The following is a 17,459-nucleotide window of genomic DNA, read 5'->3' as shown; positions in this document are numbered from 1 at the left end:
ACTCCTTTTCACAAGATTTTTTAGCCATAATGATGAACGTTTTATTCCCTCCAAGCATTGTAACTTTCGATGACAACAAACCAAAAAGGCAACCCGTCAAACGGGTCACCTTCTATATCGATCCTTTAGCACGCCACTTCTTCTCTATACACTCCTACACCAACACTACTCCATCTCTATCCCTTGTAAAAAGGGTTCCACCCTAGGCCTTTGCCCGATGGCATCGCGCCAGGCACCCCGTCTGCTTCAAGCAGCGGACGGACAACTAACTTCACGGGCCACTCCTCGCTCTCGAATATCGCATGAGCGAGCGCGTCCCGGTCGGATTCAGGAAGCTGCACATGTTGCAGCGCTTCCTTCCATGCCTGCTCCGTGATCTCCCATAACTTCGTTTCCGGGATGTGATACACCTCGCTAAGTGCCTCCATGATCGCAGCCAGGTTCACCTGCGTCCCCAAAGACTGCACATAGAAGATCAGCTTCTGAATCGTCTCGTTATACAGGCTGTTCGAGTAGCCTGGGCGAATATGATAGGCAGGGTCTGCAATGCCATGCTTGTCCAGATAAGGCTGATGCAAACGCACGGAATCATGATCGCGGAACAAGAGACCTTTTACCTGATTATCCCGTAAAACCAGACAGCAGTTCTGACCATGAATCTCAGGTACAACGCCCACCTTGAACAGACGCATTACGATATCATAAAACGTAGTAGCTATACTCGTATAAAAGTCGAGGACATCTGCGCTACTCAGGTTATCCCCCAGAATCTCGGTTAATAGATGATGCCCTTCCAGATTCACACCCAGTGCGGCCATTGGGATTACTTTGTAGGCTTCATTAAGCAATTCAGCGGGATACACACGAATCTGTGCAGCCAGATGCCGGGGATGATCATCGAACAGTCCCATGGATTCTGGCATAAAGCCCCACCAGTTCTGCTCTTCACACATGTACACCTTGTCCTTCAACGTCTCGTCACAAGCAACGGCCTGTCTTAACATCCGTTCTCCAGCAAGACCATTCAGCAACTTGACTACGGGAAGATAGCGAGCAGCCCCCAGTGACAGCACACTAACCGGTAGCTTGAGCATCCGGGTGGACTCGGTTGATGGAGCCATCGAGCGCAGAGATGATGTGGCCTGTACGTCGCCCACTTCCACATCCAATACCACAATGCTACCTTCTTCGACCTCTCCAGTGAAGCGGGGCAGAATTACATGCTCCAATTGCCACGGGTGGACAGGCATCGGCAAGTATTCGTGCAACGTAATTCCTTTCCGGGCAAACTCGGCTTCCACCTCTCTGCGCTGAACATCGTCTAACACATCCAAAATGGACAATCCATCTTTACACCCTTGCTGCACGGCATCCAGCCGTATAGCCACCCAGCGCAGCGAAATCGCCTTCCCGAATTCTGCTGCATACCGTGTGACATCTTCTGCGTTGAATCCCACTTTGGCTTTGGATGATGGGTGAAATGGACGATCCCGCAATGCAGCAACACGTTCGCCTTTGATAAACCATTCATAAGCAGATGCCGGAACGTTGGCGGACAGATACTGGACTTGTTCCCAGCCCAAAGCAAACTGCTCCACAGCAATATCCAGACTAGTCAGGAATTCCGCCACTCCGGGCTGCGCATAGGCCTCATCCGACAAAGCCCTCTGTAACACTGCACGTCCAACCTCTGCTGGAGAATCGAGGAGAACCCAGCTTCCATCTGTTTTCTCCTCGTAGATCGGTGAACCCTGAACCCACTGAGTCCCCTGTCTGACTCCTGTTTCAACCAGACACAGTACACCTTGAGTGTGCAATCTATAGCGAGAAGCATCAATCTGATTATGCTCTCCGCTGTCATATCCCTTGTACAATCGACGGAACGGTGCAGGTGCTTCGGCAAAATCAATGAATGGGTTATCCTCCAGTGGGAGTAATTGCTCCGACAAAAATGAATTCATCAGATCCGCCATAATCCGGCGTTCAGCGGCTTGCAGACTGGAACGCTTCATCAGTGTTGACATGATTATTGTCCTCCGTTAGATAATGGAATGCCGGGTGCGGATGCCCCAGGAAATCATGATGCGAGATGGTCCAGCAATAAGCCCCAGACTTTTCAAACAAAACAATATCTCCCACGCGCAGCAGTGCTACCTCCGCATCGGAATGCATGCGATCCTTGGGTGTGCATAGCTCACCTACAATATGGACTCGACGATCTCTTACCTCTGGACGGGCAAATGAATGCTTCCAACGGTCCGTCGCCATAATCTGAAACGGATGGTTATGTCCCCATGAAGCAGGCAGTCGATTATGGTGCGTACCTCCCCTTAACACGGCAAAATACTGATCATGAGAGGTTTTGATATCCGTAACCTCTGCTGCGTAGTACCCATGGTCTGCCACCAGTAGTCGACCCGATTCAAAATACAGCTGACCTCCGCGTGAAACAAGGCGCTCTCTGGCTTCACTTTGCTCCAGCAGGGAAGTGAACAAGGGCCAGTCGAATCCGGGGCTGCCATCATACGTAACACCGAACCCACCTCCTGCATTCACCACTTCCACAGGAAGATCATACTGCTGCTGCCACTGTTCCACCTTTTGCAAATACAACTCGATCATCTCGGCGTGCAGCCTTGCATCCATATTGTTGGACAAGGAGTGAAAATGGAACCCGCTTAACCGAACCACACCCGCGCCTTCCACACGAATGAGTTCAATGGCTTCTTCCACCGCCTCTTCATCGATTCCAAATGGACTCGGCCCACCGCCCATGACAATCTTCGTCCGGGGCAACGTACTGCTTCGCAGATTGATTCGGAGCAGAATGCGCACCTCCTGCGCTTGCTTCAGTTGTTGCTTCTGCTCTTGCATCAGTTCCTCGCCGTATGCTTGCGTATATCTCTGCTCCGGGTTCTGCTCCCATTCTTGCTTCTGCCTGCTCTCCTGCATCTGCTCCTGCTCCATCGCTCTCTCTTTCGCAAACGCAATGATGCGCCGAAGTTCCAACAGACTCTCCACATGGATGTAACTCACGCCATTATCGATGGCTAGCCGCAGCTCGTTCTCCTTTTTACCCGGACCTCCGAACAGAATCGGAACCTCTCGGCTTACCGCTCTAACCTTGAGCAACTCTCCAATTGAAGCCACTTCAAAGCCCTTTACCAATGGAAGCAACGCCTCAATGATTCGCGGATCAGGATTTGCCTTAATAGCGTAGAACAACTGTGTGTTGCCGGGCATGCTGCCCAGCATCTGACGTACCTGTTCCTGAATGCCAGCCAGATCGTAGACATACGCACATACTGGGTCTTCCATCCCCCGTTGCAGTTCATCCATCGCCTGCCATACATTAGGTTTCATATCTGCCCACCCGCATTCCTGTAGTCATTCCGTTTTTGGGCATACGCCCGAAATGCCGTATTCCGATCATCACCCAGCACGTAAATATGTACTCCCCGCTCAGCCCAGAGCGACATGTCTTCCACGCCTCTCGTGACCGTTGCATAAGGTACTTCACACTGCTGAGCGGTAGCATGCAATTCATCCAGTGCATGTCTCACATCCGGGTGCTCTGTCTGCCATGGCACGCCGAGGGATTGCGACAGATCCGCTGCCCCTTCCAATACAAAACTCACCTGAGGGTGAGACAGAATCTGTGCACTTTGCCGAACGCCCTCCACACTTTCGATCATGGGAACAACCATCACTTGTTCGTTCGCTTCCTCGATGTATCCCGTGAGCGGATATTTCCCAAATACACCGGGACGACCGCTATTCAGACTCCGCATGCCAACCGGATGATAGTAGGCGTGGCGAACCGCTTCCTCTACCTGCTCCAGTCGCTCGACATGCGGAATAACAATACCTTGTGCGCCGCAGTCCAGCACCTTAAGAATCTCCGCTCTCTCCACTTTCGAGATACGTACCAACGAGGTTAGGCCGACCAGTTCCGCCGCTCGGATCAATTCCTCTACCGACTCCATGGATGTTGCGGCATGTTCCAGATCAATAATGACAAAGTCATATTCCGCATATCCAATCAACTCAATGATGACCGGATGCGGTATGGATACAAAAAGGCCATAAACAGGCTGTTTGCGTGCAATCTTTTCCTTCAGCGTGTTAACTTTCATTCGACGATTCCATTAATTCGGGCGTTCCTTTGGATTCAAGTGCATCCTTCGATACCTTGAGCGGATTACTCGCCTTGCGGAAATATAACTCCCCATCCCCATACAGACGGCGCTTGGTCATCTCTTCGATCAGTGCATCTTCGGCAAAAAGGTCAAATGCTGCGAACCGCTCCGTATACTGCGGGTGCTGCTTCTGATAATCTACAATCACACCTGCGCACAGCTGCCAGAACGCTTCCTCCGACAACCCAAACTTCTCAAGCGCCAACGCAATATCCGTCATGCAGATAAAAAAGAACGCATCATACGTATAGTCACGGACTTCCGACACATCTCCTGCATAGATGAAGGAGTACCGATTGAACTTGCGATGGGTTTCCGGTTCCGGATTCAGCTTCGGTGCCCGTTCCGGGTGCAACAGTTGATCCGGTACATAGCGAACACCATCATGCAGATCCTTGATAAGGATTCGTTTCGGCAGATCGTCTTCCAATACCAAAATAATATTCTGAGCATGAGATTCCAGCGCAATCCCGTGTGCATAGAGCAGATGAATAATCGGAAGAGTTACCGTGCGAACAAGGGCCTCGCTCCACTTTTCCACACCATGTTGTTCTACAGCATCCTGGATAAATGGAACACCATCCGGTTGTACCAACATCAGTGCATTCAGCGGCCACGCCGTCTCACCTTGCTTCAGGTGAACCGATACATTCTCTCGCCAGATCGCACCGAGTGTGCCGTAGGCCCGTCCATATTGAGTTGCAGGTAACTGCTCATAACGGAACGACAGTCCCATGATTTCTTTTAAAATGCCAAACTGCGCCTGCTGCAACAGCTCATCTTCACGAACAAGTTCATTCAGCCAATCGCTGATCAATGGCGCGTTCTGGGTCGTATGCTGTGCCAGAATACGGGTGCTCGACGTATTGGTAATGCTGAGGGCCAGCTTGATGTAAGGGGCTTCCGGGTTCACTCTGTTCGACAGCGAACGGATCGACTGCTGCGCACGATAAGGCGAAGACGATGGACCGAGATATACGATGTCCCCATCCATCAGTTGACGGGCATATACCGATTCCAACTGGTTCTCCCACTGCCATGGATGAACCGGAATGAACACATATCGATCACCTGCGTCAGAACCTATTTCTCCAACCTTGCCTATTTCACTTCCAGGGCCGCAGACTGCTTCGCTGTCCTTTCCATGAGCTGTTTCATGATTGGTCTTCCCAACACTTCCACGAATGGTCCCACGAACTTCTGTATCGATTGGATACCCGTCTGCACCCGCCTGTGATTTCTCATTCATATCCCCTCGACCTTGTTGTTGCAGGATCTGATGAAATCGCTGTGCGTCCTCTACGGTCAGATGTTGCCCCACCAGTTCTTCAGAGCTATATCCCGCGGATACAGCGGTCTGAGCAAATTCTTTTTTCACAGCAACCCAGACTAAAGCAACTTCCGTGTTAAACTCAGGGCCATAAGCGAGATTGTCTTTCAAAGAAAATCCTAGTCTCGACTTGTAGCTCGGGTGGTACAGATGACCGTCGGTCATGTGACTTTCAAGCGCATCATAATGCCGATCTTCACTCGGAATGTTCAAGGGCAATATAGCCCGGCACTGGCTGTCCTTTGCCATCGTTTCGAGCAGTTCCTGGATAAAAGCCGTCACATTTGCACCCTTCAATGCGTTCAGCACGATTTCCTCCAAAAACAGATCCAGATCGGTGCATGAGACGCCCTCTCTTTGAATCGAACCCTTCTTCACCTTCACCCGGCCAAATGAAAACTTCCGCTCGGCTTCACACGTGTACGCCACAGAATCGTTGGAAGATGTAAGGCCGCTGGTTCGCCATGAGCTTCCACTCACATGACCGTCCAGAATGCCTTCGAACCACATTGCCTCCAACGTCTGCCGCATGATCCGTTCCTGTACACCCACGTAGACTGCTTCTGTCTTGCCGCCTGCTTCAGCCCTGTATCCCACGACTCCCACGAACTTCACTCCCTATTCGTTTCATTACATTGCTCACCGGCACGTAGGCCGGGGTCTGGCTGATCCCCCTTAGACAACTCACCAAATTTTGTTTGGCCAGAAATGCATCCGTTGTCAGCAGATGTTGCACATATGCATTGCCCGTTCGTTCCAGTTCCTCCACAAGTACCTCACTTACCTGCTTCCAGAAATGCTCCTCCGGGACGTTCACATCTCGCGCCAGGACATGAATCAGAGACCCCAGATGATTGACGATAAAATAGTACGATGTCCGCGCCCAGGCTTTCTCTCGCGAATAAAATAATAAATCGGACGCAGCACGATCCTGCTCACTTATAAGTTCCTCATCTACACTGACCCCTTCCAGATCGCGGACGATAAACTCCACAGGCATCCCATCCTTTAAGGTCACAAGGGTATTCTGCAAATGGGCTTCAAAGTGAATGCCTTTCTCTCCCGCCGCTCGTACAATCGGCAGCAGAGAACATTGCAGATATCGATCCAGCCAGCGCTCAGCTATGTCACGTCCACCACCCAGCATCGTCATCAGTCTCGACCGCATCCCGGGAAGTGGTGACTCAACCAGACTGGATATGACATACGTATTCTCAACATCAAACTCAATGGGCCGATAAGCTATCGTAAACAGACTGGTTAACTCTTCATCTTCAAAAGCACAAGTGGCTACACCTGTCTCAAACGCAATATGCGTGTTCGGTTCAGCACCGAAGCAGTCATGCTGCCTGACGTACTTGGAGGCATCCAGTGTTCTGCGCATCTGCTCAGCACTGTTGGTGCGAATCATGTTGGTAATCTGCATGTTCAGTGACAGCTTGATATTGCAGTTCCATGCCGGAACATAGACCGTACGTACCGAAGAAGTTGGATAGACGGTTGGCCCCGCACTGCCAAGCAGAATTAATTTTTCATCTCGAATATAGTGCTGTATCTCGGTCAACTGTGATATGTACGCGTATTGCCATGGATGGACAGGCAGAAGCCCATACATTCCTTTCTTTTCTTTTAAAATAGGCTCCATATGACTCCGCAGGAGGTCATGCAAATCCATTGCCGCCTCGTCATCCACCCATTCCTGCATATAGACATCCTGTCTCACAGCGATATAACAGAGTTGAAATGATGTCCGTAACTCCGGACTGTACTTCTGTACATCCTGCTTGCTGAAGCCTTTGGAGTTCTTCGGAAACGGATGGAAAGGGTGACCATACAACAGTGACTGTTCCGATGTGCGATAGTCGTGGATGTCGAGACCGGCCGCTTGTTCGATATACAATGTAAGGTTACCGACACTGTTATCTACCTTTTGTGCAAAATCTCTGGCATACGCCGCCTCTACGCGATTCGTATTCTCATCCCATGGATGTACATTCTCCAGCTCAAGTGAACTCTTCATCTCCATCACACTTTTCTTCATTCCATGTTGATCCGAACTCGCCCCCTGTTCCCCATTCCCGCTTAGCTCAGATGTGATCCAACGAACCAGGTCGCCATAATGAACTATTTCCCCGCCAGATTCCATGCTGAGGTATTCATGCTCCCCCATGGCAGAGTAATAAGACAAGCGTCCTGTCACCTTCACCCTACTAGCTTGAAAAGCAACAGTGTACGTCAGCGTATTTGGATTGATCCAAATATCGCTTTTCTTCTCTAGCGCAAGTTCACGGATGTAACAGTTCAGCAGCAGTTTGCACGAATGTTCATGGGCCTGCTGCTCAGCTTCAGACCGGAGCTTGTTTTCCATCTCGAACAATGATGCCAACCTTCTTTCGGGTTATAAGTAAGACCAGGGGAAGTGTAAGCAGTATCGCGCAGCCAAGTCCGATACAGATCTCTTTGAGTGCTCCCCATTTTGCCATCTCCATGGACGTTTCTGCCCCGGCAAGCCATTGCCAACGCATATCGTAATACAGGGTCAAGCCCATCACCGCAAACGAAGAAGCCAGCCGCTCAATCGTGGTTGATAACACCGACCCTTCGTGCATGTCTTCGTCCGGTAAAGCTTGCAGACCAATCGCAGAGATACTCATGCCTGACAGGCCAACGCCTATTCCCCGGCACGCCATGAGCATACCGATGATCCAGATCGATGCTCCCATCGGCAGAACCGCAAACGACAAGATCGATATCGATACCAGCAACGTGCCCCATGCGATAAAATGCATGGACCGACCACGATCCAGCAAGCTGCCGCCAATCCACATGAACAGACTTGTGCAGATCGACAAGGGAATGAACAGTGCACCGGACAGGGCCGGTGACAGGTGGAAGACGTCCTGGAACAATAACGGCAATGCAAAGATCACGCCAAACATGACACAATCCTGAATCGTCGAGATCAGTACAGTCAGCGGAAAGACGGCATTACGCCGCAGCAACTGGTACCGGATCAGTGGTTCCTTCCGACCGTTCTCTGTCTGGACAAAACAAATGAGCAACACCACACCGAGCGCAATCAGCATCCAAGGTACCCATACTGCCACGACAGGACTTGCGTACAACTGTACCCCCAGACTAAGGGCACCTACAGCGCAGATCAGCAGCATGACACTGGATGGATGCCATTTTTTCCTGCGGGCAGGGACATAAGTTTGAATGACTCGACCGCACCCGATCAACGAGAATATAGCCAGTGGCACATTAAGCCAGAACAGCATTTCAAGCCGTCCATACTGAATGATGAAACCACCCAGCGTTGGTCCGGCAGCCGGAGCCAGCATAAGCAGCAAGCCCCATGCTCCGGTAATTCGCCCTCTTACCTCCGGTCCGTACACATCAAACAGCAACACAAGCGATAACGGAATCATCAGCCCTGCGGCAACGCCATGCATGAAACGAACCAGTAACAGTACTTCGATGGAGTGATAAAACAACGCACCTGCCACCGAGAACACTCCATAGATACTGATGCCCAGCATATACGTCTGCTTACGCCCCAGTCGGTCCACGATCAGGGAAGCCAGCGGCATCGTTAACGTCATAGCCAGCATGTACAGCGCGATGATCCATCCGCCTGCTGTGGTAGAGATCTGATAATATTGCACAAAATAAGGCAACAGCAGGTTAAATGCACTGTTGGTCAGTACCAGCGAAAAGGCACCGATCAGAATCGCGAGTAATACTGCATGCCTTTTCATCAGGGATAGCTTCAACATGCAGCCGTTGCTAAGGCAATCGCTTCAGCTACCGATTTCTCAAAGATCGCAAGGATTGCATTCGTTTCTTGCTCCGTAATATTCAGAGGCGGCAGAAAACGAACAACCGCTGAATGACGCCCGCCCAGTTCCACAATTAATCCATTCTTGAAACATTCACGCTGAATAGACTCAGCCAGCGCACCATTAGGCAGATAATGTCCCAGACGATCCTTGCGTCCCACTGGATCAACCACCTCAACGCCAATCATCAGTCCTCTGCCTCGCACATCTCCAATCTCTGCATACTGCTCTTTCAATGCATTCAGTTGATTCATGAACTGCTCACTGCGCAGATGAACGTTGTGTAGAACATCCTGTTCCCGAATATAACGAAGTGTCGCAAGTCCCGCTGCCATGGCCAGCTGATTGCCACGGAACGTACCTGTGTGTGCACCAGGTTGCCATTGGTCCAGCTCTTCCCGGTAGATGACAACAGACATCGGCAGACTTCCGCCAACGGCTTTGGAGCAGATGATTACATCAGGTACAATTCCGGCATGTTCAAATGAAAACATCCGCCCTGTCCGTCCAATGCCTGTCTGCACTTCGTCGATGATGAGCGGAATGTTTCGCTCTGCTGTGATTCGGCGCAGCTCCCTCAGCCATTCAATGTCTGCCGGAATCGCCCCGCCTTCGCCCTGAACCGTTTCCACAATGACCCCACACGGTGCGGCAATACCGCTCTCGCAATCATCGAGCAGGTTCTCGATATACTGTGCGCTCAACCGGGCCGTCATGCCTTCACCAACACCAAATGGGCAGCGGTATTCATAAGGAAACGGCAGGAAATGAACATCCGGCAGCAGGCTTTGCAAGTGCTGTTTCTTGCTCAGGTTGCCACTCATCGACATCGTCGCTTGTGTTGAACCGTGATAACCTCCTTGAAAGGCAAGAATGGACTTGCCACCTGTTGCATGTTTGACCAGCTTAATGGCTGCTTCTACTGCATCCGCTCCGGTTGGACCACAGAACTGGATTTTGGCTTGGTCTCGCATCTCTGCCGGAAGAATGGAGAACAGTTCTTGCATATATGAAAGTTTCAGCGGTGTTGCTAAATCCAGTGTATGAAGCGGAATCTGCTGATCCAGGACATCGCGAATGGCGTTGATCACCGTGTCATGGTTGTGCCCCAGCGCCAATGTTCCTGCACCAGCCAGGCAGTCGTAGAATACACGGCCTTCCGTATCGGTAATCTTCACTCCATGGGCCTTGTTAATGACAAGCGGGAAATGTCTGGGGTACGATCTTGCATTGGATTCCTTCTCATTTTGCATCTTCAGATATTCCGTCTGCACCTCTACTGACATAGCCCTCTAACGCTCCTTATAATCGATTCAGGCTGAACCTGCTGCCTGTGTTTCTTGTTCTGCATTTTGCATATGACATGGTATTGGTTCAAAATCATGTAAGGTCCGAATTATACATGATGGTATCCGTCATCTGTTATCCGTTATCCGTTATACATTGTCATCTATACGTTGTTATAAGCTATACATTTTATATTCAAGTTGCTCCTGACACAGGTATTCCAGGTATAACCGAACCACATCACGAGTTGTTCCACCATGGGGAAAGACGTGGTGCGTCAGATCTGGCAAGGCGTTCACTTCCAGAATGCCCCCTTGTTCTCTGGAGATTGGAGTGCGGATATCACAACAACGAACATCGACTCCTGCTACATCAATCTGAAGAGTTTTGGCCGCTTGAATGATCATTCGGGCATTTTCAGGATGAATGATTTCGGTACAATCCTTGTAGAATTCACTGATTTTTCCGGCGGCAGAATTGCGGAGATCATATAACTCGATTTCTTTTCCAGCGGCAGGAACTTCATCCAGAGTTGTCCCTTGTGCATGTAATACCTCCAGCACTCGTTCCGTTTCTACATCAACCTGAGGAAAAGCTTCATACTCGCCAATGGGTGTCATCTCGATTCGTTCCTGATTCAACTGCTCAATTAACGCCCGAACGGTTGAAGTCCCGTCTCCCTCGACATAGACAGGTCGATACTCATTCACAGCCGCTACTTCACCGTTAATAACCAGCACTCTGTAATCGATTCCGGTCACATATTGCTGCAACATAATACTGCTGCCGTGGACACTCGCAAGATGAATGGCTGCCTCCAGTTCATCTGGAGTACGCACATCCAGCGTCACGCCCATGCTGCTGCTCGCATCCAGCGGTTTCACTACAATGGAGCCATGCCTTTTCAGAAAATCTGCTGCATCGCTTCCCATCTCTGGGATTACGATAAATGATGGCACAGGCATTCCCTGTTCATGCAACAACATATTACATGCCTGCTTGTTCTTCGCGAGCAGTCCAGCGATTAACGGCAAACGATGGGATCTGGTTTTGTTAATGATGATCTGTTTGTCCCCTACAGACAGCTTCAGAAAATCTTCGCATCCCTCAAGAAGTAGCTCACAGGTGATGCCCATTTCTCTCGCTTTGCTTATAATGAGTCGGTTTTGCAGATTATGAATCCCTCTCGGAAACACTGAAAATCCTCCTCGATCGAATGAAGGTACTCGCTCCTATATAAGTTGAATAGAGTTTTTACACGAAATCACTGCGCGGTCAGAACCATCTTCCGATCGCTGTTATCCCCAGATTTTTTTGAACCCCTTTACAAAGGGGAAATCCGGTGATAAAGGCGCACGCTACGCTTCTTCAGATCTGTTCTGCCCCCTCCGTTAACGTGTGAAATTTGAATTAAACTTATATAGCTTATACTTCATCAATTTTTTTGTAATCACATATTGATAATGATTATCAATATCATATAAAATCTATTTTATGGCAATTCAAGTTATATTGTCAATAATAAACTTTTAAGGAAAAATAAGAATGAATTTAGTGTGGGTTTGAGTCGGTACAGGTATGCTTTTATCGAATAATAGGCACAACAAACCAGGCAAGCCTGGGACATGGTTTTACCAACGGCTTGCCTAATTTGTCATCTGTATGATCATACAATGGAGTTGATGTGGAGTTTTGAATCATTATTGAAGTAATCAAAAGCGGACTTTTTGATCCTCAAGCCAGTTGTGTATAACCTGTTCTCCATTCAGCTTCCTTCCTCGTCCATGCGGGATACAGGTTGGTGTGCCGAACAGTGGATCGATTGCAATCTCACACTCCATCTGGAAGACTTTACGGACCATGTCCTGTGTAACAATATCTTCCGGTTTACCTTCTGCGTAGATGGACTTGTTGTGAACAGCCACAATGTGATGCGCATAACGACATGCCAGATTCAGATCATGAAGTACCATGACAATCGTGCGTCCTTCCCGTTCGTTCAACTCAAACAACAGATCGAGGATATCAATCTGATGTGTCATATCCAGATAGGTTGTAGGTTCATCCAATAACAGCGTTTCAGTCCCCTGCGCAAGTGTCATTGCAATCCAGGCACGCTGACGCTGTCCACCGGACAATGCATCCACAGGTCGATCCGCGAGTTCTGCCAGATGTGTGGATTCAAGTGCCAGCTTGACCATACGCTCATCCTCTCGTGACCATTGCTTCAGCCACGTTTGATGTGGATAACGTCCTTGCTTAACCAGTTGGTTCACCGTCAAGCCTTCCGGAGCAGTCGGACCCTGTGGCAGGATGGACATGCGTCTTGAAATTTCCTTAGTCGGCAGCTTCGCAATCTCTTCGCCATCCAGCAGCACGGAACCTGAGCTGGATTTCAGCAAACGGGCCATCGTACGCAGCAGCGTAGATTTGCCACAGCCGTTGCTGCCAATCAGGACAGTAATCTGTCCCTTGGGAATGATCAGGTTCAAATTTTCAATAATGGGATCTGCTCCATAGGAGATCGTAAGCTCCTTGGCTTCCAGAATACTCACAGCTCTCTCCTCCTCAAAACTGATTTCGATTCTTGAACAACAAATACAGGAAAAATGGTGCGCCTACGCCTGCGGTGAATACCCCTGCGGGAACATCAAGTGGTAGAAAGGCTGTGCGGGCAATCAGATCTGCCGCAAATACAAGCAGAGCACCAACCAGTCCAGATACAATCAGCATACTGCCAAACATCCGGCCGACCAGCTTCCGGGCAATATGTGGAGCGATCAGACCAACAAAACCAATGGTTCCGGCTACCGCAACGGCGATTCCCGCCAGCAGTACACTGCATAACAACAACGCTGAACGATGCCGCTGGACCGTTACCCCTAGGCCTGTGGCCAGATCATCCCCGAACTCCTGTGCATTCAGGCTACGGGCGAACCAGATCGCCAGAGGAACAACAATAATGATAACCGGGAGAATGGTTCGAACATCGGTCCATGATGCTCCGTACACACTTCCAGTCAGCCAGATATAGGCTTGACCTGCCGTGTAGAACGGACTCAGTATCAACATAAAGGTTGTTCCAGCTCCGGTAATGGCTGACACTCCAATTCCGATCAGCACCAGACGGATCGGACTGACTCCTTTTTTCCAAGCAAGCACGTAGATGATTAATGCCGTCACAATTGCGCCAGCGATGGCGAACAGTGGTAACAACTTGATGCTCACCGCTCCGCCCAGCAATGTAACAAAACCTACAGCCGCAACAGCTGCACCACCAGTAATTCCGATGACATCCGGTGAGGCCAGCGGATTACGGATAATACCTTGCAGAAGTGCGCCAGACATACCGAGGGCTGCTCCTACAAGCAGAGATAATAACACCCGTGGCAGTCTTAAGGTCAGCACGACGAAGTCATGCTCCCCTTCATTCAGACCAAATATCGTTCGAAGCACATCCAGCGGAGATATAAAGTCACTGCCCACACTGGTACCGACAACCCCTGCCACGAGAAACAGGAGAATACATATACCGATGACAGCCAGTGATTTTCGTTCCATTTGCACCGAGACGGTGTCTTTTTTGTTGCGGAAAGTCAACATTTTCCTCATATCTTCGTCACCCCCTTGCGGGCAATGTACACGAAGAAGGGTCCGCCAATCAGTGCAGTCATGACACCGAGTGGAACTTCCTGCGGCATGATCACCAACCTTGCAACCACATCCGCGGACAGCAGCAGAATCGCTCCCCCTACAATAGAGTAAGGAACGAGCCAGCGGTAATCATTGCCCACCAGTGCACGCATGATATGCGGGACAACCAGACCGACGAGACCGATTGAACCGGCTACGGCAACTGAACCACCCGCCAGCAAAACCGTAACCACTCCCATGAGCACCTTGACCAGAAGTACATTCTGTCCCATCCCTTTGGCGATATCATCACCCGTCAAGAGCAGATTGATGGCTCTGCCCATGAACAGAGCGACAATAGCTGCGGCTGTCATGTATGGCAGAACAGGATATAACATTTCCAACGTCCGACCACTTACTGAACCGGCAAGCCAGAACAGTACATCCTGCAATCCGGTTCCATCCAGCACCAAAATGGCCTGTGTGAACGAGGCAAATAACGCGGAGATTGCCGTACCTGCCAATACAATTTTGATTGGTGTCAGACCATCACGACCGAGGGAACCCAGTGCATAGACAATCGCCGCGGCAACCGCAGCTCCGGCAAAACCAAACCACATCATGGTGGTGAGCGAAGATACGGACAATACCACAATGGCAATGACAATAAAAAAGATCGCACCTGCATTGATCCCGAACACACTTGGTGATGCCAGCGGGTTACGTGTCAATGCCTGCATCAGTCCACCTGCCACGGCCAAACTTGCTCCTACAACAGCAGCAATAACTGTACGTGGCAACCGTTCCGTCAGCAGAACCACATGTTCCACAGAACTCTCGTCATAGAATTGCAGTGCTTCCCATGCCATCTGAAACGTGATATGCGTACGTCCCAGAATCATACTGGCCAGGCAAGCAAGTAGAAGTAATATGAATAAACCAACCAGTCCATAGATCTTGGCGCTTGCCTTTGTAAAAAGGGGAAACATACTCTCACTCTTTCATCTGTAAAATGACAAAAGACCTGCCTGCCCATACACTTCGTTAACGAATGTCCTGGTGCATGGCAGGTCCTGCTCCTGTTAGTTAGTTCAGGTTGAACTGCTTATATAGATCGTCCAGCATCATGTTGGCCGATGTGTATCCACCTGCCATGTTCCAGGCCACTTCATCGACCTGAACCAGTTGGTTGTTCTTAACAGCATCAAGGTTTTTCCACAGTGGACTGCTGGTCCAATCATCATAATTTTTCTGAATGGCATCTGTTTCTGTGCCTGAATTGAAGTTGAAGATCATGTCTGCATTCATATCCGGAATGTTCTCTTTGGAAGTCAATTCAACTCCCCATGTGTCTGCGTCATGTCCGGCAGGTCTGGTGAACCCAAGTTCATTCAGAATCTTACCTGCATATCCCATGTAGAAAATACGAACTTGATCGGCTCTAAAGTTCGTGATGGTTGCTTCAATTGGTAGACGATTCCCCATTTTCTCTTTGAAATCAGCTACACGGCCATCCCAATCAGACAACAGTTTATCCGATTGCTCAACCATATTCATCGCTTCTCCAACAGTTTTCACTGTTTCTTTCCAGTCAAACAGCGTCTCCGTCACTACCGTTGGTGCGATCTGGGACAATTGCTCATAGATCTCTTCATGTCTGATCTTCGTAGCAATAATCAAGTCGGGTTTCAACTTGTTGATCTCTTCCAGATTGGGCTGCGATTCCTGTCCTACTTGTGGAACTCCGCCCAGATCTGCTCTTAGATATTCATATATCGGCTGTTGAACCCATGATTCCACCACGCCTGTCGGTTTCACGCCAAGTGCAACAACGACATCATTCGCACCCTGGAACAGTGTCACGATCTTTTGCGGGGTTCCCTTGATTGTGGTTTCACCCATGGCATGTTTGATCACTCGGGTCTGATCTTCAGTCGAACTGGCACTTGTATCACTTTCATTATTGCTCTCATTGCTGCTTGCAGCTTGGCTGGATGTATTCGTTGTCTCAGCACTTCCACCCGAAGCACAGCCAGCAAGTAGTGAAATCATCAGAATAAGTGCTGCATAAATGTATAGCTTTTTCTTTACTTTATACATGAAATCCGTCTCCCCTTTTTTATCTAAATGATATTGAATCTCATTATCAATTGTATTGTAATGGAGATGAAATCATTATACAAGCATTTTATTTGGAAAAACTTCTCACTCCCTATCGAACTCTGTAACTTCATAAAACAACATTAAATAAAGATATATTAACTAAACCAATACAATATATATCGATACAATACGCCTCCACATAAACCATATATGTAATTTTTTTCTTACCTGCTAAATATACAAATCTCTCTTCTTACTTTTAGCTTCATCTAATACATGTCCTTTTTGCTGGTGGATCATTATTCATTCATATGCGTTTGACTGCTGAATTTACTGTAAAACAATTCCTGTAATTTCTTGTCGTACTATGTTAGATTATCCATTGGAATATAATCACATCTATAGATAGGGGATATTAACACGTGAAGAAATCATGGGTACTATCAATCATTATGAGTTTTGTCTTGCTTGGCGGGGTATTTGCACCTGCAGGGTCCTACGTCTCTGCTGCGGATGACTCAACCACTACATATTCGGAAGACGAATACTATGAAGAAGTTGACACGTCAGAACAAGAACCGATCCCTACAGTCGAAGAAGAAGATTTCCTCAACTACCTTGATCAGTTGGATATGGCATCGGTATATGAGGAGAAAGCCTTCAATGCTTTGGGAGGTGGATTTTACATTACATCATCCAATCGCAAGTCCGTTTTCCTGAAACTGACCAACACAGCGATTCCTAACTACACCAAATATGTTTCCAAGCTGAAGCTGATTAAACCGCAAAATACAGAATTGCAAAAAATCCATGCTAACCTGATTAAAGGTAGCTATACACAGCTGGAAGGATTCCAACTCGCTAAAAAAGCGGTCTCCAAAACAACGGTAAACAGTGCTGTCCTGAAACAAGCCAATGCCAAAATTGATGCCGGGAAGAAAAATATCGAGAAGTTTCACAAAGATTTCTCTGCATATGCCAATAAACTTGGATTTGATTTATAAAAAACAGTAATTGCAGATATGCGTCCTACATTTCGAATAAAACAATTTGAAATTTAAGGAA

13 protein-coding genes are annotated in these 17,459 nt (G+C 48.8%); 1 reads left to right on the top strand and 12 read right to left on the bottom strand.

What is annotated here, in order from left to right; all coding sequences use genetic code 11:
- Positions 1-176 precede the first annotated feature (176 nt).
- From NZ043_RS14170 to NZ043_RS14115, 12 genes are all read right to left on the bottom strand, one after another.
- Positions 177-2,024: an IucA/IucC family protein gene (locus tag NZ043_RS14170; protein ID WP_339312333.1), complete on the bottom strand. Its 1,848-nt coding sequence runs from the start codon at positions 2,022-2,024 to the stop codon at positions 177-179.
- The gene (locus NZ043_RS14165) at positions 1,984-3,363 is read right to left on the bottom strand and encodes a type III PLP-dependent enzyme (protein ID WP_339312331.1); all 1,380 of its coding nucleotides are present in this window, start codon (positions 3,361-3,363) and stop codon (positions 1,984-1,986) included. The genes NZ043_RS14170 and NZ043_RS14165 overlap by 41 nt, the downstream gene beginning before the upstream one ends.
- Complete coding sequence (locus NZ043_RS14160; protein ID WP_339312329.1) at positions 3,360-4,136, bottom strand: aldolase/citrate lyase family protein; 777 nt, start codon at positions 4,134-4,136, stop codon at positions 3,360-3,362. The genes NZ043_RS14165 and NZ043_RS14160 overlap by 4 nt, the downstream gene beginning before the upstream one ends.
- Complete coding sequence (locus NZ043_RS14155; RefSeq protein WP_339312327.1) at positions 4,126-6,135, bottom strand: IucA/IucC family protein; 2,010 nt, start codon at positions 6,133-6,135, stop codon at positions 4,126-4,128. The genes NZ043_RS14160 and NZ043_RS14155 overlap by 11 nt, the downstream gene beginning before the upstream one ends.
- On the bottom strand, positions 6,110-7,897 hold the full coding sequence (locus NZ043_RS14150; RefSeq protein ID WP_339312752.1) for an IucA/IucC family protein: 1,788 nt from the start codon (positions 7,895-7,897) through the stop codon (positions 6,110-6,112). Before NZ043_RS14150 ends, NZ043_RS14155 begins: the two co-directional genes overlap by 26 nt.
- Positions 7,875-9,290, bottom strand: a complete 1,416-nt coding sequence (locus tag NZ043_RS14145; RefSeq protein ID WP_339312325.1) for an MFS transporter — start codon at positions 9,288-9,290, stop codon at positions 7,875-7,877. The genes NZ043_RS14150 and NZ043_RS14145 overlap by 23 nt, the downstream gene beginning before the upstream one ends.
- Before the next feature lie 11 nt (positions 9,291-9,301).
- The gene (locus NZ043_RS14140; protein WP_339312323.1) at positions 9,302-10,657 is read right to left on the bottom strand and encodes a diaminobutyrate--2-oxoglutarate transaminase; all 1,356 of its coding nucleotides are present in this window, start codon (positions 10,655-10,657) and stop codon (positions 9,302-9,304) included.
- A 174-nt stretch (positions 10,658-10,831) separates the two neighbouring features.
- Positions 10,832-11,854, bottom strand: coding sequence for a hypothetical protein (locus tag NZ043_RS14135; RefSeq protein WP_339312321.1), 1,023 nt, complete (start codon positions 11,852-11,854; stop codon positions 10,832-10,834).
- Between the two features lie 516 nt (positions 11,855-12,370).
- The gene (locus tag NZ043_RS14130) at positions 12,371-13,213 is read right to left on the bottom strand and encodes an ABC transporter ATP-binding protein (RefSeq protein WP_339312319.1); all 843 of its coding nucleotides are present in this window, start codon (positions 13,211-13,213) and stop codon (positions 12,371-12,373) included.
- Between the two features lie 13 nt (positions 13,214-13,226).
- Positions 13,227-14,270 (bottom strand): iron ABC transporter permease, encoded by a 1,044-nt coding sequence (locus NZ043_RS14125; protein WP_339312317.1) that lies wholly within the window; start codon positions 14,268-14,270, stop codon positions 13,227-13,229.
- The gene (locus tag NZ043_RS14120; protein WP_339312315.1) at positions 14,267-15,280 is read right to left on the bottom strand and encodes an iron ABC transporter permease; all 1,014 of its coding nucleotides are present in this window, start codon (positions 15,278-15,280) and stop codon (positions 14,267-14,269) included. The genes NZ043_RS14125 and NZ043_RS14120 overlap by 4 nt, the downstream gene beginning before the upstream one ends.
- Before the next feature lie 97 nt (positions 15,281-15,377).
- Positions 15,378-16,391, bottom strand: a complete 1,014-nt coding sequence (locus tag NZ043_RS14115; protein WP_339312313.1) for an iron-siderophore ABC transporter substrate-binding protein — start codon at positions 16,389-16,391, stop codon at positions 15,378-15,380.
- A 425-nt stretch (positions 16,392-16,816) separates the two neighbouring features.
- On the opposite strand from NZ043_RS14115, the gene NZ043_RS14110 reads away from it, so the two are divergent.
- Complete coding sequence (locus NZ043_RS14110) at positions 16,817-17,398, top strand: hypothetical protein (RefSeq protein WP_339312311.1); 582 nt, start codon at positions 16,817-16,819, stop codon at positions 17,396-17,398.
- The last annotated feature ends 61 nt before the right edge of the window (positions 17,399-17,459 follow it).

The organism is Paenibacillus sp. FSL k6-2145 (assembly GCF_037976585.1).
Classification (GTDB): domain Bacteria; phylum Bacillota; class Bacilli; order Paenibacillales; family Paenibacillaceae; genus Paenibacillus.
This window is presented reverse-complemented; position numbering and strand designations above follow the sequence as displayed.

Bases quoted from the DNA above. Each gene is read 5' to 3' on its own strand.
- NZ043_RS14140 (WP_339312323.1), bottom strand. From the start codon at position 10,657: ATGTCAGTAGAGGTGCAGACGGAATATCTGAAGATGCAAAATGAGAAG.
- NZ043_RS14125 (WP_339312317.1), bottom strand. From the start codon at position 14,270: ATGAGGAAAATGTTGACTTTCCGCAACAAAAAAGACACCGTCTCGGTG.
- NZ043_RS14170 (WP_339312333.1), bottom strand. From the start codon at position 2,024: ATGTCAACACTGATGAAGCGTTCCAGTCTGCAAGCCGCTGAACGCCGG.
- NZ043_RS14120 (WP_339312315.1), bottom strand. From the start codon at position 15,280: ATGTTTCCCCTTTTTACAAAGGCAAGCGCCAAGATCTATGGACTGGTT.
- NZ043_RS14145 (WP_339312325.1), bottom strand. From the start codon at position 9,290: ATGAAAAGGCATGCAGTATTACTCGCGATTCTGATCGGTGCCTTTTCG.
- NZ043_RS14165 (WP_339312331.1), bottom strand. From the start codon at position 3,363: ATGAAACCTAATGTATGGCAGGCGATGGATGAACTGCAACGGGGGATG.
- NZ043_RS14160 (WP_339312329.1), bottom strand. From the start codon at position 4,136: ATGAAAGTTAACACGCTGAAGGAAAAGATTGCACGCAAACAGCCTGTT.
- NZ043_RS14150 (WP_339312752.1), bottom strand. From the start codon at position 7,897: ATGGAAAACAAGCTCCGGTCTGAAGCTGAGCAGCAGGCCCATGAACAT.
- NZ043_RS14115 (WP_339312313.1), bottom strand. From the start codon at position 16,391: ATGTATAAAGTAAAGAAAAAGCTATACATTTATGCAGCACTTATTCTG.